Consider the following 20,187-nt stretch of genomic DNA (forward strand, 5'->3'; position numbering starts at 1 on the left):
ACGTACGAGTGACACGAGGCCGGGGAAACCGGCGAGGTGTCAGGGCTCCTGGGGTGTGGCCGGCGAGGCCGTGACGTCCTGGTCGGGCACGGTCTGGCCGGAGCGGATCAGATCGATCCGGCCCATGACCTTGGAGCGCAGGTCGCCCGGCACGTCGTCATGTCCGCAACAGCGCTTGACGAGCTTCTTCACCGCCTGCTCGAGCCCGTACTTCTCCAGGCACGGCGAGCATTCCTCGAAGTGGTGCTCGAACTTCACACGGTCCGCATTCGGCATCTCACGATCGAGGAACTCGTAGAGATGATCGAGGATTTCGCTGCAATCCGTCTCGTGCGGCTCTCCGCAGCTCATGACCCCGAGCCTTTCGCTTCGTTCGACTCTCCGACACCGGCCGGGACCAGACCGCGCTCGCGCGCGTAGTCCTCGAGCATGCCGCGCAGCTGACGTCGGCCCCGGTGCAGCCGGGACATCACCGTACCGATGGGTGTCCCCATGATGTCGGCGATCTCCTTGTAGGCAAAGCCCTCGACATCGGCGAGATACACCGCGATGCGGAACTCCTCGGGGATCGCCTGCAACGCTTCCTTGACGTCCGAGTCGGGCAGGTGGTCCAGCGCCTGCGACTCCGCGGAGCGCAGACCCGTGGACATGTGCGACTCGGCGCGGGCGAGCTGCCAGTCCTCGATCTCCTCGGCCGCGCTGCGCTGGGGTTCGCGCTGCTTCTTGCGGTACGAGTTGATGAAGGTGTTGGTGAGGATCCGGTACAGCCACGCCTTGAGGTTGGTGCCTTCGCGGAACTGGTGGAAGGACGCGTACGCCTTGGCGTAGGTCTCCTGCACCAGGTCCTCGGCGTCGGCCGGGTTGCGCGTCATGCGCAGCGCCGCCGAGTACATCTGGTCGAGGAACTCGAGCGCGTCCCGCTCGAAGCGCGCGCTGCGCTCCGCGGTCGTCTCCGCGCCCGTGCTGCCCCTGCCCTCGGGCTGCCCCGCCTGGCCGTGTTCGGTCCCTGCGTCGGTACCGGGAACCGGACCCACCTCCTCCAACGTCGTCGTGAGGCCGAAACCGGTCTCACTCGAATCGGAGGATAGACGACGATCCGGTCCGCCCGCCGCCCGAATAGGGGCCGTCTTGGCCGCGTGCAACACCGACCAGTCCAGGTCGGCGCGGGCACTTCGGCTCGGGCAGAACGTGGAACCCATGCGGTGGACTTCCTCTCCTACGGCGGCATGCCGTCGACCGGCATATACGTCCGTCCCAACAGCGCGGGCCGCCCGGGCATTCCCGGCGCCTCAGCCGAGCGTGCCGGTCCAGCGCACGACCGCGTCCGTGACGACCGTCACGGCCTCCTCCTGCGTGAGGCCTGCCCGTTTGGGCACGGCGAGGCCGTGATCGCCGTGGGGCACCTCGACCAGCTCGTAGGTCCCCTCGGGGAACTCCGCGGGCCTGCCGAAGGGGTCGTTGCCGCCCTGGACGACGAGCGTGGGCACCCCGGCGCCCAGCAGTTCGTCCGCCCGGGACTTCTCCGGCCTCCCGGGCGGATGCAGGGGGAAGCTGAGGGCGAGCACCGCGTGGGCGCCGAGTTCCCGGGCGGTGCGGCAGGCCACCCGGGCGCCGGCGCTGCGCCCGCCCGCGATCACCGGCAGGCCCGGACCGGTCAGCGCGGGCCAGACACCCCGCCAGCCGGTGTCCAGGGTCTTCGGCGCGGGGGCGACCTTCTTGCCGGCCACCCGCCAGGGCTGTTCCACGAGGGCGACGGTCACGCCGTGCGCGGGCAGCTCGGCGGCGAGCGCCTGGAGGTCCCGGGCCCCGATGCCGCCGCCGGCGCCGTGGCTCAGCGCGAGGACGAGGCGGGCGGGGGGCGGGGCGCGGTGCCAGGTGACGCGGGCGGGGCCGGCGTCGGTCTCGACGGTCTGTGCCGTGCCGGTCGTGCCGGTCGTGCCGGTCGTGCCGGTCGTGCCGGTCGTGCCGGTCGTGCCGGTCGTGCCGGTCGTGCCGGTCGAGCCGGTCGAGCCGGGGGTTTCTGTCGTGTCGGGGGTCACGTCAGAAGAGTGTGCCCTCTTCCGGCGCGGCCAGCTCCTTCAGCAGCTCCGGCCCGTTGTTGCGGACATTGCTGACGGCCGTGGTGACCGGGTAGGCGCGCATCAGGCCGGGGGGCGGCGGGGCGAGCAGCTCGCGCAGCTCGCCGGGGTCGGTGCGGGACGGGTCCAGCCAGGCGTCCCAGCGGTCCGGCGTCAGCATCAGCGGCATCCGCGGGTGGATCTCGGCGAGGGCGTGCGGGCCCTCCGCGGGCGCCACGGCGAGCGGGTCGGTCTCCGCCTCGGTGGTGATGACCGAGCACGTCACCCACCAGGCCCCCGGGTGGTCGTCGGGCAGCGTCCGGTCCCGCCAGAACTCGTACAGCCCGGCCATGGCGAAGACCGAGCCGTCGGCAGGCGTCACGAAGTAGGGCTGCTTGCGGGGCCGCTTCTTCTTCCCCTCGGTCTCCAGCTCGCGCTCCTGTTTGCCGGTGACCCATTCGTAGTAGCCGTCGGCGGGGAGGATGCAGCGACGGGAGGAGAAGGCGCGGCGGTAGGACGGCTTCTCGTGCACGGTCTCCGCGCGGGCGTTGATCATCCGGGCGCCGCCCTCGGGGGTCTTGGACCACGAGGGGACCAGTCCCCACTTCAGCTTCCGCAGCTGGCGGACCGGGCGCGGGTCCTGCGTGTCCTTCAGGGCACGGTCGAGTACGGCGTAGACCTCCTTGGTCGGCGCCACGTTGTAGTCGGGCTCCAGGGTCTCCTCGGGCTCCCACTTCTCGATCTCGAAGATTCCGGCGAGGTCCTCGGGCCTGCGACTCGCCGCGTACCGTCCGCACATGTCCATCCCCGTCCGCACCGGTGAAGCGATGCTCATACCCTACGGAAAGCGGCGCGGGCGGTCCGAGGGACGTCGGTTCCGGGGGGAGCGTCCCGCGCGCGGCCGTGCCGGGGAGGGGTCCCGCGCCGGCCGCGGACACTGGTCAGTCGTACGCAGCCCCGGACCGAGGAGACCAGCGATGCCCCTCTCCGCCAGCCTCGCGCGCGGTGTCGCGTCCGCCGCGCCGGGAACCCTGCACGCCCGTACGGTCACCGGCGAGCTCAGCGCACCGCCCCGCCAGGGGCTCACGGTCCGCTTCGGGCGCGGCGAGGAACCGGACGTGGACCTCGGGGTCGGCGTGGACGACCTGCGGGTGAGCCGGCGGCACGGCGAGCTGACGTACCGGCGGGGGATGTGGTGGCTGCGCAACACCGGGCAGCAGCTCGTCCGGCTGCCCCGGGGCCGGATGCTGCATCTGAGCACCGATCCGGTCCCGCTCGACACCGGCTACACCCCGCTGTTCGTGAAGGGCTCGGGCTACCGGGAGCACCTGGTCGAACTGTATGTGGCCGGCCACGACGACCAGGGCCCGGTGTCGCGGCGGCGGGCGGAGACGGTCCGGCCGGAGACCTGGGCGCTGGACGACGACGAGCGGCTGCTGCTGGTCGTCCTCGGCCAGCGCTATCTGCTGTACGAGGAGGAGCCGCGCCCCCTGTCGTACGCCGTGGCCGCCAAGCAGCTCGCCTATCTGTGTCCGGACGGCAACTGGACCGAGCGCAGGATCGAGCACCGGGTCGAGGCGGTGCGCCGGCGGCTGCACCACACGGGTTTCCGGTACCCGTTGCTGCACGACAAGTCGCAGGGCCGGCCCGCCGACAACAGTCTGCTGCACAACCTGATCAAGGGGCTGGTGGAGTCGACCACGCTGGTGCCACCGGACCTGGACCTGATGGAGGACGACGCCGGCTGGCCGGACTCCGCGCCCTGAGCGTCACGGCGCCCGGAGCGTCACGGCGCCCTGAGCGTCACGGCCCGCAGCGTCACCGTGCGCGGAGCCCGGCGGCCGCGGAGCCGGCCAGCTCCTCAGCCGTCGCGCAGAGCTGGGCCATGGGCTTGCGCCCGGCGACGTCCAGCCGCACCATCTCGGCCGCGGTCTTGCCGCCCTGGCCGCTGTATCTGCGGTACTCGACGAACGCGGAGCAGGAATCGCCGTCGTCGTCCGGTTCGACGACGGTGCGGTAGCCGCTGAGCATGACGGTCGTGGCCCCGTTCACGGCGGACTTGGGCTGGTCGCGGTGGAAGCCCACCTCCGCGTCCAGATCGTCGACGTCGCTGGACCACTCGCAGCTCCAGTTCGCGATGCCCGCATCCGGCACATCGGACTTGAGGCCCGGCACGGCGGACAGCGCCTCGGCGTCGAGGAGGGCGCAGGCGTCCGCCCAGGCCAGCGAGGCGCGCGGATAGCCGGGCGAGCGGCGCGGGACGGGCCCGGCGTCGAGGACCTCCGCCGCGCTGCCGGCCGCCTCATGGGCGACCGTGCACAGGGTGGCGGTGCCGCCGACCACGGTGCCCTTGCCCATGTTGACGCGGACCTGCACCAGCGCGTCCCCGGGGTCGCGGCCGGAGGTGAGCAGCAGCTTGCACTCGTCGCTCTCCGCCTGCTCCCGGCGGATGCCGATCCCGCCGATCGTGCGGGAGGGTTCCGAACCCTCGGGCGCCGGGCCGCTCCGCAGGCGGACCGAGACGTCGATCCGCGTCTCGTCGTCGATGCCGACGAGCACGTCGCAGCGGTCGAAGTTGCCGTAGTCGACATCCACGTGCACGTCGCCGTCGCCGAACTGGTCGAGGGCGGCCGGGTCGGTCAGGGCGCACACGTCGGCCGTGCGGGGATCGCCGATGAGGGCCCGCCGTTCCCCGTCCGAGTCGTTCTCGTCGGGCCGGCTCCGGCCGGCCGGGGAACCGGCCGGCTTCCCGTCGTCGCCGTGGCCGGGGAGGACGACGAGGCCGGCGGCCAGCACGGCCCCGACGCCGAGCGCGGCGGCGATCAGCGGCCGGCGCCGCCGCCGCAGTCCGGGGACGGTGCCGGTGGCGAACGGACCGCGGGCGGGACGGGTTCCGGCGACCTCCTCCAGCAGCCGTTTGGTCTCGGCGTCGTCCGGGCGCTGCCGCGGGTCGCGGTGGAGCATGGCGGCGAGCACGGGGCGCAGCGGTCCCAGGGCGTCGGCGTCCAGCTCCACGACGCCCTGCTCGGCCTTCCAGTACCTGAGCCGCTCGGCCTCCCCGCCGTCCTGTCCCGGGGCGGGGGAGTCGTCCTCGACCGCGTCACCACGTGGCGGCGCTCCGGTGACCAGCGCGTGCAGCGTGGCGCCGAGGCAGAACACGTCGGAGGCCGGCCGGGGCACGTTGCCCCGGGCCAGTTCGGGAGCCGCGTAGTCCGGGGTGAAGCTGAACGGGCCGCTGACCGTGATCGTCTCGCTGCCGCCGACCCGGTGGGCGGCGCCGAAGTCCAGTAATTTCGCGTCCCCCTGCCGGGTGAGCCCGACGTTCGCGGGTTTGACGTCACAGTGGACGATCCCCGCCTCGTGCAGGGCACTCAGCGCGCCGGCGAGCTGGGCGCCGATGCGGGCCGCCCGCTCGGGAGAGACCGTCGGATGCCGGTCCAGGCCCCCGCCGGGCACGTACTCCATGACGAACCAGTACGTCCGCGGCCCGGGACCGTCCTGCTCCGCGGTCACCACGTCGTAGAGCGTCACCACGTGGGGGTGGTCCCGGAACTTGGCCATGGCGCGCGGTTCGCCCAGCAGCCGCCGCACCGCGGCCTCGTCGGAGCCGTCCGTCCGCTCCGGTTTCAACGCGACGTCCTGGCCCACCACCGTGTCATGCGCCAGCCACACGTCGCCGCCGCGCCCCGCGCCGATGACCTCCTTCAGGACATAGCGGTCGGCGAACAGCTCCCCCGAACGCACGGATCTTCCCCCCTCGGTCGGGTCCGGAACGTACACGGCACAGGGCCGCGTTCAGGGACGAACCTACTGCGGCCTGCGGACTGTGTGCAGGCTCTACCCAGAGCCTTCATCAGTCGCACGCATCTCCGGCGGCGCGGACGGCGAGGGGACTGCCGGGACCGGTCCCAGCGGCGGCGCCTACGGTACGCGCCGACCCCACCGCCGCCAGGAGGAGAGCCGTCATGCCGCGCACCCGGACCGTCGTACTGGCGGGCGTCACCGCCGCCGTCTCGACCGCCGTGTTCACACTGTCCGCCCAGGCCGCCGCACCGGCCGCGGACGGGCGGGCGGCCGCCGCGCACTGCAGGTATCCGTCCGAGGTGCTCGACCTGAGCGACTGGAAGCTGACGCTGCCCACGGGCGAGGAGGAGGACCCGACGGAGATCACCCAGCCCGAGCTGGCATCCTTCTCCGCCGCGCCGTGGTTCCGGGTGGAACCGGGCTGCGAGGCGGTCCGGTTCCGGGCCGCCGTCAACGGTGTGACGACGGGCGGCTCCAGCTATCCGCGGGCCGAACTGCGGGAGATGACCGACGGCGGAACGGACGAGGCCGCCTGGTCCACCACGGAGGGCACCCACACCCTGGTGGTCAGGGAGGCCTTCATGACCCTGCCCGAGGAACGGCCGTACCTGGTCGGCGCCCAGGTGCACGGCGGGGACGACGACGTCACCGTCTTCCGCCTCGAGGGCAGCAGCCTGTACGTCACCGAGGGCGACGAGCGTCATCACCACCTGGTCACCGACGACTACGTGCTGGGCACGGAGTTCGAGGCCCGGTTCGTGGCGGAGGACGGGGAGATCGACGTGTACCACAACGGCCGGCTCGAGACGACGATCCGTCACGAGGGCGACACCAACTACTTCAAGGCGGGCGCCTACACGCAGGCCAACTGCGGCAACTCCGAGCCGTGCGACGACGGCAACCACGGCGAGGTCCGCATATCGCGTATCGAGGTCACGCACTCCTGACGGCCGGCCTCACTCGACGGTCTCCTCGGGGACCAGGTCGCCGTTCCAGATCTCCTTGCCGTCCTCGTCGTAGGCCTTCAGCTCGCTGTCGCGGAAGTGGTAACTGGTCTTCTGCGGGTAGAAGTCGACCACATAGCCGCCGTCCGACGCCTTCACCTCCGTGGCGTTGTCGTACGGCTTGCCGTGCTTCTGTTTGAAGAAGTAGTAGACCTTGCCCGTCTTCGTCCGGCAGAAGGCGTAGCGCTCCTCCAGGTCCTCCCGGCTGTAGGCGGCGACGAGCGTCGCCCCGGCCCCCTCGGAGATCTTCTCCGTGAGTTGCTTCGGGCAGGGGCCGCCCCAGGTCGGCGTCGGGGCGGGTTCCGGGGAGTCGGAGCCCGTCACGAACGAGGTGACGGACGACCAGTTGGCGATCAGCAGGACGACGAGGGTGACCACGGCGGCCAGGAGGAACAGCAGACAGCCGCACGCCGTGAGGATCTCCCCGCGGGTCGGCTCCCGGACAGGCCGCCCGGTGTACGGATCCACGAGGCCCCTGGACCGGGTCCGCATGGCGCTCGGCGGCCCGATCGCACCGCAGACAAAGCACCGGACCTCCCCGACCACGTGGTTCCCGCACACGGCGCACCGCCATTCCCTTCCCGGCACGCTCGGGTATGCGGTCACGCCGGCCCGGGACCCGGACGGCGGCCTCCTGTCAGCCGTGACGGGCGCTCCGGTGGCCGGTGCCTTCCTGGCAGTGACCGTCTCCTTCGCGGCGGTGCTCTTCCTTGCGGCGGCCGGTTTCTTCGCCGCCGTCTTCTTCGCCGGGGCTTTCTTGGCCGGGGCTTTCTTCGCCGACGGCGGTTCGGACGCACCCCGTGGTGTGTCGCAGACGGCGCACACCGTCGCCCCGGCGCCGTTGTACGTGTCGCAGTCCGCGCACTGCCACGTCGGCCCGGTCACCCTGCCTCCCCGCTGCTCACACGTCCGCGGCGGTCAGGCGGGCCATGACCGAGCGGAAGAGGGCCTGTGTCGTCGGCGGGACGGGGGCGCTGAGCCAGTCCCGGGCCTCCTCCCGTTCGGCGGCGGCCGGCTCGGTGTCCTGCCAGGAGGCGGAGAGGTCCGCCACGCGGTACTCCCGCGCGAACCACTCGGCGGACCGCCAGGCCGCCGCCGCCCGGTCCGCGTCGACGACGATCTCGGCCACCACGTCGCCGCCGCGCGTCACGCTGCCCGGCCGGAACCGGAAGGCCAGCCGCAGGCCGCCGTCGCCGGCGGACAGCCGGCCCCGCACCGAGACGCACCACTCGGGCGGCAGGTACAGCCGGCCGCCGTGCGCGGACACGGGTTCGCTGCGGCGGCGCCACCAGGAGAACACCAGCCACGGTCCGTCGAAGTCGATGCGGGCGCCCGTGCCGTGGAGCCAGGGAGTCACAGACTGTTCGCGATCGTCTCGATGATCTCGTCCATCTCGAACTCCTCCAGACCCTCCCCGGCCCTGGAGGGGAAGTGCAGGGTGAGATCCCATTCCTCGCCGATGGTCTCCTTCCACGGCTCCTCCTCGGGCGCGAAGAGGACCAGCCGCTTCGCCGACTGCTCCATCACCGCGGTCTGGCTCCGGGCGTATCCCCACTGCTCGAAGAGGTCGTCCATGGTGCGGGGGATGTTGCGCGGATAGGTCTGCGCTCCGGCGCCCACCGTGCCGAGGGGGTGCGCGGGCGCGTCGGTGAACATGACGATGACGTGGCGCCGCCGGTCCAGGCCCTTCTCCCAGGGGGAGTTGATCGCCAGGGCCAGAGCCTCCAGGCCGGACTCGGGGATGTCCCCGCCGCCGCCCGCATCGAGGCCGGTGACGAACCGTTCGAACTCCGCCACCTGCTGGGGCAGGCGCAGGAAGTCCGTCTGCTCGATGGCGTCGGAGGGGTCGTCGCCGAAGTCGCGGAAGGCGATCACCTTCAGCCGGAGCTGGCTGATCTCCTTGCTCTTCCTGCCCATCACCTCGTTCAGCCGCTGGTGGAACTGGAGCGAGCTGCTCTTCACGGCGTCGAGTACGGGATGCATGCTGCCCGTGGCGTCGATGCACATCACGATGTCGACGGCGTACCGCAGATTGCCCTGGTACTTCTCGATGTCCGTGCTCATGCGTCTCCTCGGTTACGGGTGGGACGGTCGTCGGGAGGGCCGGCCCGGCGGGGGCCGAGGTTGATCCGGACCCTGGACGTCCTCGGCACGTCGCCGTCGGCCGGCGGCCGGTGGGCCGAGCGGTCCGGCGGGGGCCCTGACCGGTCCGGCGGATTGACCCGGACCCGGCTCCTGGCGGCTGCCGGGCGGGTGGGCCCGTCCTTCGCCGCCGTGGTCACCGGGCGGGGCTGCGGTGTGTCGTGGAGGGTGCACGCCCCGGGGTCCTTCAGCGCCGTCAGGAAGTCGGCGACGGTGGGGCGGCTCTTCGGGTCGGCGGCGGTCGCGGCCCCGATCAGCGCCTGTGTGGCGGTGTCCAGCCGCTCGTCGGCGACCAGCGGCTCCCCCGCGTTCACCGCGTCCGCCGGTGATCCGAATCGGTCGGCGTGCGCGGGCAGCGTGCCGGTGAGGTAGAGGTGCGTCATCAGGCCCAGCGCGAACATGTCCACGGCCGTCGTCAGATCCGCGCTCGCCACGGACTCGTCGCCCTGCACATAGCGCCGCCACTCCGGCGCGCCGTACAGGGAGTCGCCCGCGATGTCCTCCCGGGCCGGCGGGCTGCCGGAGAGGTAGGAGTCGTCGAAGTCGATGAGCTTCGCCGTGTGGAACGCGGCCCCTTCGCGCTTCTGGACGAGGACGTTGGCCGGTTTCAGGTCGCCGTGCACCACGTCGATGTCGTGCAGCAGCCGCAGGCTGGTCGCCAGCGTCCTGAGCAGCACCGTCCGCTGTTTCGCTGGGAGGGTGTGGGGGCTGTCCAGACCGGCGGTGTCGATGCGCTCGGTCACCTTGTAGTAGGTGCTGCCCGCGTGGAAGAAGTCGGTGGCGAGCACCAGGTTGCCCGCGCCGCTCGCGTCGGGCCGCAGCAGCTCCATGATGCCGCGGTGCCGATCCTCGAACTCCCGGCACGTCTCCAGCCTGATGCGCCGGCCGGCCGCGCTGCCGGCGGAGCCCTCGCGGGGGCGCTTGGGTTCCAGGAACCGCTTGAGGAAGTACTCCTTGCCGTCCTTCTCGGCGAAGGCCCACATGCATTTGCCGCCGTCGGCGTTGGTCGGCTCGCTGACGACCCGGTACCCGCCGATCACGTCGCCCGGCTTCACTCCCGCACCCCCGGCATGAATGTCTCGTACGCGTCCCGATAGGCCTGCCATGTCCGGTCCTGCCAGCCGCGCATCGCCTCCTGGTCGTCGTCCGGCGGAACGTCCAGGTACTCGCCCCGTGCGAGGTCGGCGCGCCGGCCGGCGAAGGCGGCACGCAGCCGGCCGAAGTCTTCGAAGCCCAGCGCCGCCAGGGAGAGCGACGCGTCGTCGCCGGTGGCCGGCTGGATCGCCCGGCGCAGCCGCTCGGCCCAGTCGGCCACGTCGCCGGCGTGCGCGAGCGTGTCGAGCAGGACCCACTCGAACTGCGCGGGCGTGTGGACGTAGCCGAAGAAGCCGTCGGTGGCGGTGAGCAGGACGCAGGGCGCGCCGAACTCGCCGCGGTGGGCGGAGAGGGTGAACTCGCGGTCGGCGCAGACGACGTTGGTCATCGGCGGGTCCTGCCGGAGCTGGGCGAGGGCGTCGTCCTCGTGCGTGTCGTCGCGGGTGAGCGCGTGCAGCCCGCTGCCGGGCAGCAGGGCGTACGACCGGGAGTCGCCGGCCCAGACGGCTTCCCAGCGCACGCCTCCGGCGGCCGTCTCGTACCGGATCGCGGCCAGGGTCGTGGGCAGGATGCGGCGCATGGAACCGGTGATCTTGCTCCGGGCGATCGTGGGGGCGGCGTCCAGCATCGTCCGCAGCCAGTGCTTCAGCCGCTCGGGGCTGCCCGCGCTGCCCGGTCCGTTCCCGCCGGACGCGTTCTCCTCGGGCGCGACGGCGTGCTGGAACCAGCACTCCGCGGCCAGCCGGGCGATCCGGGCGCCGGTCCAGGCGCTGGTGTACGTCGTGCCGTCGGGCGCGCGCCAGCCGGGGGCGGCTCCGGAGCCGCCGGAACCGTCGAAGACGGCCAGCAGTCCGCTGCCGGTGGGCCGGTGGTGGGCGGCGAGCGGTTCGGCGTCCTCCCCGTGGCCGGGGCGGCGCTCCGTCCACACCGCGAGGGTCTGGAGCCCGCCGTCCGCGGCCGACCAGGTCAGATGGCCCGGCCGGGGCGGGGTGTCCTGCCGCGGACGGACGGCGGGGCCCGCCGGGGCCGGCATGTCGTTCACCGCCTCCCCCCACCGCGTCGTCCGTCGCCCGCGGTCCCGGTGCCGCGGACCCTGCTGGCACGGCGCTCCGGGGCGGGCGCGGCCGACGGCACGTCGGGCGGCCGGGAAGGCTTCGGCGGCAGCGGCTCCTCCTTCCGCGCCACCACCTCCCCCAGCAGTACCTCCGTACCGTCGGCCGCAGTCGCTGTTCCGGGGCGCGGCCGGGTCCCCCGTACCCGGCTGCGGCCCGGAGCACGGGACGCCCCGTCGTGGCCGAGCAGTTCGGCGCGGGCGCCGCGCAGCCGGACGGCCGCGTCCCCGGTGACGTCGCGCAGCGCGGCGTTCAGCGCCCGTTCGGCCTCGCGGGACTCTCCGGCGCCGTATCCCCGCGCCGCGTTCCGCAGCCGTGCGTCCAGGGGGCCGTGCCAGGCGGCGCCCATGTCGCGGATGCCCCGCGCCACCACCGCGGCGGGGTCGGTGACCCGGCACATCAGCTCGGCCCGGCAGCGGAACCGGGTGGCGCCGTCCCGGCCGGACAGCCGCAGGTCGAGCACGAGCCGGTGCTCGGCGGTGTCCACCAGGAACATCATCCGGTCCGGCCCGAACCAGCCGTCGGGCACCTGCTCGCCCGCGCGGACCGTGCGCATCGGCCCGGCGTCCGGCACCAGCACCAGCGCCCTGTCCCGTGGCACGCGCACGGGGCTCGACGGCGGGACCGGTGGCAGCGGGCGGCCGTCGACCACGGGGTCGTACGTCACCGGGTGCGTCATCGGCCTCGGTCCCCCTCTCGGTACGGGTCACCGCTCGCCCGGCGCCGCGGGCCTCGCGGGCGGGCTGTCCCTTGGGTACCAGCGGCCCGCCGGGACCCCTCCCGAGGCCGTCGCGGGCACCGGCCGCGGGCGTGCCCGTTCACCGTTCAGGAACGATCGCCGCTCCGCGGGCGTCTGAGAAACCAACCGCACATTCGTGCAACACTGCTGGACCCCGTACGCCCAGAGGGAGCGATCCGAAACGCATGGAAAGCATGGTCAGCACCGCCTCCGCGTCGCTCGGCTCGCTCTGGGACGAGGTCTCCGGCACCCAGCCCGACCCCGATATGTGGGTGGTGGTCGCCACACTGGTCGCCGCGGCCGCCGTCGTCGTACCGCGCGGGCCGTGGCGGATCTCCCGCAACGCCATCACCATCGCCCACGAGGGCGGGCACGGACTGGTGGCCCTGCTCACCGGCCGCACCCTGACGGGGATACGCCTGCACTCGGACACCAGCGGCCTGACCGTCAGCCGGGGCAAGCCGGACGGCATCGGCATGATCCTCACCGCCGCCTCCGGCTACACCGCGCCCCCGCTGCTGGGCCTCGGCGGCGCCGCGCTGCTCGGCGCCGGGCGCCTCACGCTGCTGCTGTGGCTGGCCACGGCGCTGCTCCTGGCGATGCTGGTGATGATCCGCAATGCCTACGGCGCGGTGACGGTGGTGGTCACGGGCGGCACGTTCGTCCTGGTGTCCTGGCTGGCCGGCCCCCAGGTGCAGGCGGCGTTCGCGTACGCCGTGGTGTGGTTCCTGCTGCTGGGCGGGGTGCGCCCGGCCTTCGAACTCCAGGCCAAGCGGGCGCGCGGCGGCGCGGGCGACTCGGACGCGGACCAGTTGTCGCGCCTGACGCACGTCCCGGCGGGCCTGTGGCTGTTCCTGTTCCACGCGGTCTCACTGTGCGCGCTGCTGGGCGGCGGCAGGTGGCTCCTGGGCTGGTGACCGCCGCGCCGCGGGGCCGGTGACCACCGGACACGGCGCGACCAGCCCGCGGGGTGCGCCGGCCGCGCGGTGCCGCGTGACGAGCCGCCGGGACGGCGACCGCCCGGCACGGCCCCCGAGCCGCCGGGACGGCAGCCATCTGGCACCTCGTCACAAGCTGGCGAGACGGCAGCCGCCCGGCGCCTTTCGAAGGCGCACGGGCCCCACGCGAGTCCCGCGTCCGGACGGCCGGCATGAGGCGCGGGCGCGCTGCGGCCAGGCCGACGCGCGGGGCACGCCCCCGGGAGTGAGGGTGTCGCGGGGCCGGCCGTCCAGGGCCGGGGGCGGCGGGTCCGGGCCCGTGACGGCAGAGGTCAGCGGGTGCACGGCGGCCAGGAGGGCGGCGGCCACCAGGGCGGTGGCCGCCGGGTGCGGCGCCACGAGCCGCCGGGACGGCAGCCACTCGGCACCGCCCCACGAGCCGCCGGGACGGCAGCCGCCCGGTACCGCGTGACGAGCCGCCGGGACGGCAGCCGCCCGCCCGGACCCCGAGCCGCCGGCGCAGTGGCCGCCCGGCGCAGTATCCGCCCGGCGCGGTCCTCGAGCCGGCCCGACGGCGACCCCCCGGCCACCGCCCCACCAGTCGCCGGGACGGCAGCCGCCCGGTACCGCGTGACGAGCCGCCGGGACGGCGACCGCCCCGCCGGCGCAGTGGCCGCCCGGCGCAGTATCCGCCCGGCGCGGTCCTCGAGCCGGCCCGACGGCGACCCCCCGGCCACCGCCCCACCAGTCGCCGGGACGGCAGCGACCCGGTACCGCCCCGTGAGCCGCGGAGGTGGTGGCCGCCGGGTGTGGTGCCGCACGTCGCCGGGGGCAGGCTGCGCGGGTGTGGCGCGGTGGGCCGGAGTTCGGGCGTACCCGAAGGACGGCCTGTCCTGCGGGCTCCTTATAAAGTGGGCCTCATGGCCCCAAACCCCGCACACACCGCCCTCTGGCCCGCCCCGCACGCGAGCGGAGCCGTCGACGCGACGGTCCACGTGCCCGGGTCCAAGTCGGTCACCAACCGCGCCCTCGTGCTCGCCGCCCTCGCCTCCGAGCCGGGCTGGCTGCGCCGCCCGCTGCGGTCCCGCGACACCCTGCTGATGGCGGGCGCCCTGCGCGCCATGGGCATCGAGATCGAGGAGGGCGTGGGCCCCGACGGCACCGGCGAGGCCTGGCGGGTGCTCCCCACGGGCCTGCGCGGCCCGGCCACCGTCGACGTCGGCAACGCCGGCACGGTGATGCGGTTCCTGCCCCCGGTCGCGACGCTGGCCGACGGCCCCATCCGGTTCGACGGCGACCCGCGTTCGTACGAGCGTCCCCTGAACGGAGTCATCGACGCGCTGCGTCACCTGGGCGCCCGCATCGACGACGACGACCGCGGCGCGCTGCCGATGACGGTGCACGGCGGCGGCGCCCTGGACGGCGGCACGGTGGAGGTGGACGCGTCCTCCTCGTCGCAGTTCGTCAGCGCGCTGCTGCTCTCCGCGCCCCGCTTCAACCAGGGCGTGGAGGTCCGGCACACCGGCGCGACACTGCCCTCGATGCCGCACATCCGGATGACCGTCGACATGCTCCGCGCGGTGGGCGCCCAGGTCGACACCCCGGAGTCGGGCGGCGAGCCCAACGTCTGGCGGGTCACCCCGGGCGCCCTGCTGGGCCGGGACCTGACGATCGAGCCGGACCTGTCCAACGCCCAGCCGTTCCTGGCGGCCGCCCTGGTGACCGGCGGCAAGGTCGTGATCCCGGACTGGCCCGCCCGCACCACCCAGCCCGGCGACCGGCTGCGGGAGATCTTCACCGAGATGGGCGGCTCCTGCGAGCTGACCGAGTCCGGGCTCGTCCTCACCGGCTCCGGTTCGGTCCACGGCATCGACGTGGACCTCGGCGAGGTCGGCGAGCTGACGCCGGGCATCGCGGCCGTCGCGGCGCTCGCCGACTCGCCGTCGACGCTGCGGGGCGTGGCGCATCTGCGGCTGCACGAGACCGACCGCCTGGCCGCGCTCACCAAGGAGATCAACGAGCTCGGCGGTGACGTCACGGAGACCGCCGACGGTCTGCACATCCGCCCGCGCCGGCTGCACGGCGGGGTCTTCCACACCTACGAGGACCACCGCATGGCCACCGCGGGCGCGGTCATCGGCCTGGCGGTCGAGGGCGTGCAGATCGAGAACGTGGCGACCACGGCGAAGACGCTGCCGGACTTCCCCGACCTGTGGACCGGGATGCTCGGGGCATAGGGGTCCGCCATGCGCCGCTACGGCAAGCACACCGACGAGGACGACATCCGCTCGCGCCCCAACCGCAGGGGCAACCGGCCGCGCACCCACATCCGGCCCAAGCACGAGGACGCCGCGGAGGGAATGGTCCTCACCGTCGACCGGGGCCGGCTGACCTGCCTCGTCGAGGACCGCACCGTGATCGCGATGAAGGCCCGCGAGCTGGGCCGCAAGGCGGCGGTGGTCGGTGACCGGGTGGCGATCGTGGGCGACCTGTCGGGGAAGAAGGACACCCTCGCGCGGATCGTGCGGATCGAACCGCGCACCTCGGTGCTGCGCCGTACCGCCGATGACGACGACCCCTACGAGCGGGTGGTGGTGGCCAACGCCGACCAGCTCGCCGTCGTCACCGCCCTCGCCGACCCCGAGCCCCGCCCGCGGCTGATCGACCGCTGTCTGGTCGCGGCGTTCGACGGCGGGCTCGAACCGCTGCTGGTGCTGACCAAGTCGGACCTCGCACCGCCCGACAAGCTGCTGGAGCTCTACGGCGACCTGGACATCCCGTACGTCGTCACCAGCCGTGCGGATCTGGAGAGCGGCGAGGCGGCGGACCGGGTGCGCGAGCATCTGAAGGACCGGATCACGGCGTTCGTGGGGCACTCCGGGGTCGGCAAGACGACCCTGGTGAACGCGCTGGTGCCCGAGGCGCGGCGGCGTACGACCGGGCTGGTCAACGCGGTGACCGGGCGGGGGCGGCACACGACGACCTCCGCGCTGGCGCTGCCGCTGGCGGGCGCGGAGGGCTGGGTGATCGACACCCCGGGCGTACGGTCGTTCGGGCTCGCCCATGTCGATCCGTCGCGGGTCATCCACGCCTTCCCCGATCTGGAGCCGGGCACGGAGGGCTGTCCCCGCGCGTGCAGTCACGACGAGCCGGACTGCGCGCTGGACGCCTGGGTGGCCGAGGGCCACGCGGACCCGGCCCGGCTGTACTCGCTGCGCCGGCTGCTGGCGACGCGGGAGCACACGGAAGGCGATTGACCTTCGCGTGTTTGTCGTGGCGCCCGGGCGGTAAGTGCATAATCGCACCGAGCCGGCCCCGAAGCGGGCGAAGCGGTCACCGTACGCGGGGAATGCGGGAGGACGACACATGGCGTGGCTGCTGGTCATCGTGGCCGGGTTGCTCGAGACCGGGTTCGCCGTGTGTCTGAAGCTGTCGCACGGCTTCACCCGGCTGTGGCCGACCGTCGCGTTCTGCGCGTTCGCGCTGGGCAGCTTCGGGCTGCTGACGCTGGCGCTGAAGAAGCTGGACGTGGGTCCGGCGTACGCGGTGTGGACGGGCATCGGGGCGGCGGGTACGGCCATCTACGGGATGGTGTTCCTGGGCGACCTGGTCTCGACGCTGAAGATCGTGTCGATCACCCTGGTGATCGTCGGGGTGATCGGTCTCCAGCTCTCGGGGTCGGCGCACTAGGCGCCCGCTACGAGACCCACCAGGGGACCGGCTGGCGGTGCAGGGCGCCGCGCACCAGGTCGGCGACGCCGTTGTCGGCCGGTGGTGCGGCGACGCAGGACAGGGCGAGGCGGACCACGAGTTCGCAGGAGCGGGCGAGCTCGACGGTGTCGCCCCTGACCGCTCCGGGGCCGGCCAGGACGGCGACGGCGCGGTCGCGGACGAGGGCGACGAAGTCGGTGGGTGAGGGCAGCGGGCCGTCGGCGCGGCGCTGCGCGGGCACGACGGAACCGGACGGCACGGCCGCGAGGGTCGGCATGGGCAGGCGTTCGCTCCAGCAGCCGGTGAGCATGGCGCGGACCAGGGCGTTGTCGCGGGCGCTGGCGGCCGTCCACTCGGCGGTGGCGGTCAGCCGGTCGCGCGGGTCGCTGTGGCCGGTGAGGGCGCGGTCGACGCCGGCGAGGTAGCCGTCGGCCTCCCTGCGGACGAGGGCGCGGGCGAGTCCGTCCTTGCTGCCGAACTCGTTGTACAGCGTCTGCCGGGAGACTCCGGCCGCGGCGGCCACGTCCACCATCCGCACCGCGGACCACGGCCGGCGTGCCAGTGCCGTGTAGGCGGCGTCCAGCAGAGATTCCCGCGCTGCAGGCATCTTCGCCTCCCTCGGGGCGAGCGGCCGGTCCTGCGGTTCAGATTTGACGCGCCGTCGGGCACTGTCAAGGGGTCTCGGGCGGTGCCCCCGGTAGCCCCGCACCGACCTCGGCGGATACCGTTCGTTGCATGCCCGACTACCTCAACGACCTGCGTCTGGCCCATGTCCTCGCGGACGCCGCCGACGCCGCGACGATGGACCGGTTCAAGGCCCTCGACCTCAAGGTGGAGACGAAACCGGACATGACGCCGGTGAGTGAGGCGGACAAGGCCGCCGAGGAGCTCGTCCGCGGTCATCTCCAGCGGGCCCGGCCGCGGGACGCCGTCCACGGCGAGGAGTACGGGGTGGAGGGCACGGGGCCCCGGCGCTGGGTGATCGACCCGATCGACGGCACCAAGAACTACGTCCGCGGGGTTCCGGTGTGGGCCACGCTGATCTCCTTGACGGAGGCCGGCGAGGGCGGTTTCCAGCCGGTGGTGGGGGTCGTCTCCGCCCCCGCCCTGGGCCGGCGCTGGTGGGCCGCGCAGGGGCACGGGGCCTTCGCGGGCCGCAGCCTGTCGTCGGCCACCCGGCTGCGGGTCTCGCGGGTCTCCAAGCTCGCCGACGCCTCCTTCGCGTACTCCTCGCTCAGCGGCTGGGAGGAGCAGGGGCGGCTGGACGGTTTCCTCGACCTCACCCGCGAGGTGTGGCGCACGCGCGCGTACGGCGACTTCTGGCCGTACATGATGGTCGCCGAGGGGTCGGTGGACATGTGCGCGGAGCCGGAGCTGGAGCTCTGGGACATGGCGGCCCCCTCGATCGTGGTCACGGAGGCCGGCGGCTCGTTCACGGGCCTCGACGGCCGCCCGGGCCCGCACAGCGGCAACGCGGCGGCGTCGAACGGGCTGCTGCACGACGAGCTGCTGGGGTATCTCAACCAGCGTTACTGACGCCAGTAGCGGCTTGACCTGCGCGTTCCCTCCCTTCTTACTACCTCTGGGCCGTCGTGGGGCCGTCATCGGTGGCCGGGCCGTCGTCGAAGGCCCGGTTCACCGCCTCCCGCGTCCGCTTCTCGCTGCTCGGCATCAAGTGCGTGTACGTCCGCAGCGTGAACCCCGGATCGTGGTGACCGAGGTACTCCGACAGGGCCTTGATGCTCTCGCCCGCGTCCAGGAGTACGGACGCGTAGAAGTGCCTCAGCGCGTGCATGCCGTTCTCCCTGCCGCGCGGGATACCCGCCCGGTCAAGGGCGGGCCGCCACGCCTTGTGGTTGAAGACGACGCGGTTCACCGCGCGTCCCTCTGCGTTGCGGAAGAGGACGGGCACCGCGACCGGCGGGCCGTCGACCGACCGCCACGGCAGCGGCACGGGCGTGGGCGGGTACTTCTCGATGTGCGCTTCGAGCGACCACATGACGCTCTCGGGCAGCGGGACCGTGCGCGTCTTGCCTCCCTTGGGCAACGCGAACACCTGTCGTCCGGCGATGAGCTTCACCTGTCGGACGACGTGAACGACTCCTTGGACGAAGTCCACGTCCTCAACGGCCAGGCCGAACACTTCGCCTTGCCGCATGCCGCACCCGCCGGCCAAATCCACCGTGGCCCGGTATCGCTCCGGGAGCTCCGCCCGGACGGCGAGCACACGCTCAGGCCTCCAAGGCACGACGCGCCGCGGCTCCACCTTGGGCGCCTTCACGGACGACGAACGGCACGGGTTGTGCGGGATCAACCGGTCGTCCACAGCCGCCGCGAGCATCGCGCTGAGGTTCGCGAAGATGACCCGTTGGTAGGCGGGGGCCACTCCTCCGTCGTGGAGCTTCCGCAGCCACTCACGAACGTGCGTCGGCCTCAGCGAGTCGAGCGAGCGACTACCCAGGTGCGGCAGGACATGCAGGCGAATCCGCTGCTCGGTGCTCACGTAGGTGCCGGGGTCCATGGTGAGCGACGCCAACCACCGTTCGGCGTGCTGCCGCACGGTGAGGCGTCCGGCGCGCGGATCGATGTACTGCCCGCGCGTCATGTCCGCCTCGATGGCGCTCAGCCACTTCTCGGCAAGGCGCTTCTGTCCATCGGGGAAGCTCTTGGACTTCTCGGTGCCGTCGGGGCCGATGTACCGGGCCCGGTAGCGCAGGCCGGTGCCGTGCCGGTCGGTCTTGACGCGGACGGTCTTGCCGCTGGCGGCGGTTTCGGTCTTGTACCAACGGTCTTGGATGTGGCCAGCCATGAGGGCTGATCCCTTCTCTAGTAACCGGCCCGGGGGGTTGGTGTGGTTCGTCCGGCCGGTTTTCGGGTGTGCTTGGTGAGGGCTGCTAGGCGCTAGCGGACTGGTCAAGGGGTGTCGGGGGTGCTAGCGGCCCCGCTAGGCCTAGCGGGGCGGGGTGCTAGGTCTAGCGGCGCTGCTTTGGCCCGGTCGGGCCGTTCAGGGAGGCAGCGGCAGGGGGTGCCGGAAGGCGTCTGAGGGCCGTTTCCGGGGGTGTGGGGGGTGTGCCTCCCTGCCTCCCTGAGAGGCCATCTGCGCTGATCAGATAGAGGGAGGCGGGCCAGGGAGGTGGTTAGGGAGTTCTCCCTTCCTCCCTGGGCCGGCGGCGGGTGCCTCCCCCGTCGGCCGAGGGTCAGGCTGCGTCGTCGAGGGCGCGCTGTTCGGTCACCCAGGTGCGTACGGCGGCGGGGTCGTAGCGCAGGTAGCGGCCGACGCGGAAGCCGGGCGGGCCGATGCGCTTGCGGCGCCACTGGTAGAGGGTTTCGACGCTCGGGAGGCTGAACATGGTGACCAGGTCTTCGGGGGTGAGGTAGCGGTCCGGGAGGCCGCCGCGCAGGATCGCGCGGGGGTCGGTCGGTTCGGGGGTGGCCATGGCGGTGGTGACTCCTCGTGTCCGTCGGGCGGTGCGTGGGAGTGGTGCCGGGTGGCCGTCCTGGAGAGTTGGTGTATTTCAGCGTCCGCAGCGTCCCAGCGTCCGCACGGCCGTATCCGGGCAGGCCAGGGCGGGTGTGTGGTGCGGA

Annotated in this window: 21 protein-coding genes; 7 read left to right on the forward strand and 14 right to left on the reverse strand. The window is 73.1% G+C overall.

The window, feature by feature from the left end; genetic code table 11:
• Positions 1–39 precede the first annotated feature (39 nt).
• The 4 genes from rsrA to AC5L3C_RS12045 all read right to left on the reverse strand — a co-directional run bounded on the left by rsrA (position 40) and on the right by AC5L3C_RS12045 (position 2,856).
• Positions 40–351, reverse strand: coding sequence for a mycothiol system anti-sigma-R factor (gene rsrA, locus AC5L3C_RS12030; protein WP_493648993.1), 312 nt, complete (start codon positions 349–351; stop codon positions 40–42).
• A complete protein-coding gene (gene sigR / locus AC5L3C_RS12035) occupies positions 348–1,034 on the reverse strand; it encodes an RNA polymerase sigma factor SigR (RefSeq protein WP_493648994.1) in 687 nt (228 codons plus the stop codon). Before sigR ends, rsrA begins: the two co-directional genes overlap by 4 nt.
• Positions 1,035–1,289: 255 nt before the next feature.
• Entirely contained in the window at positions 1,290–2,039 is a 750-nt protein-coding gene (locus AC5L3C_RS12040) for an alpha/beta hydrolase family protein (RefSeq protein ID WP_493648995.1), read from the reverse strand.
• Between the two features lies 1 nt (position 2,040).
• Positions 2,041–2,856 (reverse strand): SOS response-associated peptidase, encoded by an 816-nt coding sequence (locus AC5L3C_RS12045; RefSeq protein WP_493653833.1) that lies wholly within the window; start codon positions 2,854–2,856, stop codon positions 2,041–2,043.
• 178 nt (positions 2,857–3,034) lie between these two features.
• Between AC5L3C_RS12045 and AC5L3C_RS12050 the strand changes: the two genes are divergently transcribed.
• Positions 3,035–3,823 carry an FHA domain-containing protein gene (locus tag AC5L3C_RS12050; protein ID WP_493648996.1) on the forward strand — a complete coding sequence of 263 codons (789 nt, stop codon included), beginning with the start codon at positions 3,035–3,037 and terminating at the stop codon, positions 3,821–3,823.
• A gap of 52 nt (positions 3,824–3,875) precedes the next feature.
• Here the strand turns inward: AC5L3C_RS12050 and AC5L3C_RS12055 are convergent, their stop codons facing one another.
• Complete coding sequence (locus AC5L3C_RS12055; RefSeq protein ID WP_493648997.1) at positions 3,876–5,801, reverse strand: serine/threonine-protein kinase; 1,926 nt, start codon at positions 5,799–5,801, stop codon at positions 3,876–3,878.
• A 221-nt stretch (positions 5,802–6,022) separates the two neighbouring features.
• Between AC5L3C_RS12055 and AC5L3C_RS12060 the strand changes: the two genes are divergently transcribed.
• Positions 6,023–6,808: a polysaccharide lyase family 7 protein gene (locus AC5L3C_RS12060; RefSeq protein WP_493648998.1), complete on the forward strand. Its 786-nt coding sequence runs from the start codon at positions 6,023–6,025 to the stop codon at positions 6,806–6,808.
• Positions 6,809–6,817: 9 nt separating this feature from the next.
• Here the strand turns inward: AC5L3C_RS12060 and AC5L3C_RS12065 are convergent, their stop codons facing one another.
• From AC5L3C_RS12065 to AC5L3C_RS12090, 6 genes are all read right to left on the reverse strand, one after another.
• Positions 6,818–7,333: a hypothetical protein gene (locus AC5L3C_RS12065; protein WP_493648999.1), complete on the reverse strand. Its 516-nt coding sequence runs from the start codon at positions 7,331–7,333 to the stop codon at positions 6,818–6,820.
• 433 nt (positions 7,334–7,766) lie between these two features.
• On the reverse strand, positions 7,767–8,222 hold the full coding sequence (locus AC5L3C_RS12070) for a hypothetical protein (protein ID WP_493649000.1): 456 nt from the start codon (positions 8,220–8,222) through the stop codon (positions 7,767–7,769).
• On the reverse strand, positions 8,219–8,929 hold the full coding sequence (locus tag AC5L3C_RS12075; RefSeq protein ID WP_493649001.1) for a vWA domain-containing protein: 711 nt from the start codon (positions 8,927–8,929) through the stop codon (positions 8,219–8,221). Before AC5L3C_RS12075 ends, AC5L3C_RS12070 begins: the two co-directional genes overlap by 4 nt.
• On the reverse strand, positions 8,926–10,062 hold the full coding sequence (locus AC5L3C_RS12080) for a protein kinase domain-containing protein (protein ID WP_493649002.1): 1,137 nt from the start codon (positions 10,060–10,062) through the stop codon (positions 8,926–8,928). Before AC5L3C_RS12080 ends, AC5L3C_RS12075 begins: the two co-directional genes overlap by 4 nt.
• Positions 10,059–11,135, reverse strand: a complete 1,077-nt coding sequence (locus tag AC5L3C_RS12085) for a serine/threonine protein phosphatase (protein ID WP_493653835.1) — start codon at positions 11,133–11,135, stop codon at positions 10,059–10,061. Before AC5L3C_RS12085 ends, AC5L3C_RS12080 begins: the two co-directional genes overlap by 4 nt.
• A gap of 5 nt (positions 11,136–11,140) precedes the next feature.
• Positions 11,141–11,893: a hypothetical protein gene (locus AC5L3C_RS12090; RefSeq protein ID WP_493649003.1), complete on the reverse strand. Its 753-nt coding sequence runs from the start codon at positions 11,891–11,893 to the stop codon at positions 11,141–11,143.
• Between the two features lie 254 nt (positions 11,894–12,147).
• On the opposite strand from AC5L3C_RS12090, the gene AC5L3C_RS12095 reads away from it, so the two are divergent.
• The 4 genes from AC5L3C_RS12095 to AC5L3C_RS12110 all read left to right on the forward strand — a co-directional run bounded on the left by AC5L3C_RS12095 (position 12,148) and on the right by AC5L3C_RS12110 (position 16,581).
• A complete protein-coding gene (locus AC5L3C_RS12095) occupies positions 12,148–12,870 on the forward strand; it encodes a M50 family metallopeptidase (RefSeq protein WP_493653836.1) in 723 nt (240 codons plus the stop codon).
• Positions 12,871–13,811: 941 nt separating this feature from the next.
• Positions 13,812–15,128 carry a 3-phosphoshikimate 1-carboxyvinyltransferase gene (gene aroA, locus AC5L3C_RS12100; RefSeq protein ID WP_493649004.1) on the forward strand — a complete coding sequence of 439 codons (1,317 nt, stop codon included), beginning with the start codon at positions 13,812–13,814 and terminating at the stop codon, positions 15,126–15,128.
• A gap of 9 nt (positions 15,129–15,137) precedes the next feature.
• Entirely contained in the window at positions 15,138–16,148 is a 1,011-nt protein-coding gene (rsgA, locus tag AC5L3C_RS12105; RefSeq protein ID WP_493649005.1) for a ribosome small subunit-dependent GTPase A, read from the forward strand.
• 109 nt (positions 16,149–16,257) lie between these two features.
• Positions 16,258–16,581 (forward strand): DMT family transporter, encoded by a 324-nt coding sequence (locus AC5L3C_RS12110; RefSeq protein ID WP_125504317.1) that lies wholly within the window; start codon positions 16,258–16,260, stop codon positions 16,579–16,581.
• Between the two features lie 7 nt (positions 16,582–16,588).
• Here AC5L3C_RS12110 and AC5L3C_RS12115 read toward each other — a convergent pair whose 3' ends face one another.
• Positions 16,589–17,209 (reverse strand): TetR/AcrR family transcriptional regulator, encoded by a 621-nt coding sequence (locus tag AC5L3C_RS12115; RefSeq protein WP_493649006.1) that lies wholly within the window; start codon positions 17,207–17,209, stop codon positions 16,589–16,591.
• 128 nt (positions 17,210–17,337) lie between these two features.
• Between AC5L3C_RS12115 and hisN the strand changes: the two genes are divergently transcribed.
• Positions 17,338–18,138 carry a histidinol-phosphatase gene (gene hisN, locus AC5L3C_RS12120; RefSeq protein ID WP_493649007.1) on the forward strand — a complete coding sequence of 267 codons (801 nt, stop codon included), beginning with the start codon at positions 17,338–17,340 and terminating at the stop codon, positions 18,136–18,138.
• Between the two features lie 40 nt (positions 18,139–18,178).
• Here hisN and AC5L3C_RS12125 read toward each other — a convergent pair whose 3' ends face one another.
• A complete protein-coding gene (locus AC5L3C_RS12125) occupies positions 18,179–19,411 on the reverse strand; it encodes a tyrosine-type recombinase/integrase (RefSeq protein WP_493649008.1) in 1,233 nt (410 codons plus the stop codon).
• A gap of 388 nt (positions 19,412–19,799) precedes the next feature.
• A complete protein-coding gene (locus AC5L3C_RS12130; protein WP_493649009.1) occupies positions 19,800–20,039 on the reverse strand; it encodes a helix-turn-helix transcriptional regulator in 240 nt (79 codons plus the stop codon).
• Positions 20,040–20,187: the final 148 nt, after the last annotated feature.

It is taken from the genome of Streptomyces speibonae, assembly GCF_984686075.1.

Excerpts from the sequence above, each read along its gene's own strand:
- aroA (WP_493649004.1), top strand. The coding sequence starts at position 13,812 with ATGGCCCCAAACCCCGCACACACCGCCCTCTGGCCCGCCCCGCACGCG.
- rsgA (WP_493649005.1), top strand. The coding sequence starts at position 15,138 with ATGCGCCGCTACGGCAAGCACACCGACGAGGACGACATCCGCTCGCGC.
- AC5L3C_RS12060 (WP_493648998.1), top strand. The coding sequence starts at position 6,023 with ATGCCGCGCACCCGGACCGTCGTACTGGCGGGCGTCACCGCCGCCGTC.
- AC5L3C_RS12110 (WP_125504317.1), top strand. The coding sequence starts at position 16,258 with ATGGCGTGGCTGCTGGTCATCGTGGCCGGGTTGCTCGAGACCGGGTTC.
- AC5L3C_RS12125 (WP_493649008.1), bottom strand. The coding sequence starts at position 19,411 with ATGGCTGGCCACATCCAAGACCGTTGGTACAAGACCGAAACCGCCGCC.
- AC5L3C_RS12095 (WP_493653836.1), top strand. The coding sequence starts at position 12,148 with ATGGTCAGCACCGCCTCCGCGTCGCTCGGCTCGCTCTGGGACGAGGTC.
- AC5L3C_RS12050 (WP_493648996.1), top strand. The coding sequence starts at position 3,035 with ATGCCCCTCTCCGCCAGCCTCGCGCGCGGTGTCGCGTCCGCCGCGCCG.
- AC5L3C_RS12130 (WP_493649009.1), bottom strand. The coding sequence starts at position 20,039 with ATGGCCACCCCCGAACCGACCGACCCCCGCGCGATCCTGCGCGGCGGC.
- AC5L3C_RS12115 (WP_493649006.1), bottom strand. The coding sequence starts at position 17,209 with ATGCCTGCAGCGCGGGAATCTCTGCTGGACGCCGCCTACACGGCACTG.
- AC5L3C_RS12045 (WP_493653833.1), bottom strand. The coding sequence starts at position 2,856 with ATGTGCGGACGGTACGCGGCGAGTCGCAGGCCCGAGGACCTCGCCGGA.
- hisN (WP_493649007.1), top strand. The coding sequence starts at position 17,338 with ATGCCCGACTACCTCAACGACCTGCGTCTGGCCCATGTCCTCGCGGAC.
- AC5L3C_RS12085 (WP_493653835.1), bottom strand. The coding sequence starts at position 11,135 with ATGCCGGCCCCGGCGGGCCCCGCCGTCCGTCCGCGGCAGGACACCCCG.
- rsrA (WP_493648993.1), bottom strand. The coding sequence starts at position 351 with ATGAGCTGCGGAGAGCCGCACGAGACGGATTGCAGCGAAATCCTCGAT.
- AC5L3C_RS12075 (WP_493649001.1), bottom strand. The coding sequence starts at position 8,929 with ATGAGCACGGACATCGAGAAGTACCAGGGCAATCTGCGGTACGCCGTC.
- AC5L3C_RS12090 (WP_493649003.1), bottom strand. The coding sequence starts at position 11,893 with ATGACGCACCCGGTGACGTACGACCCCGTGGTCGACGGCCGCCCGCTG.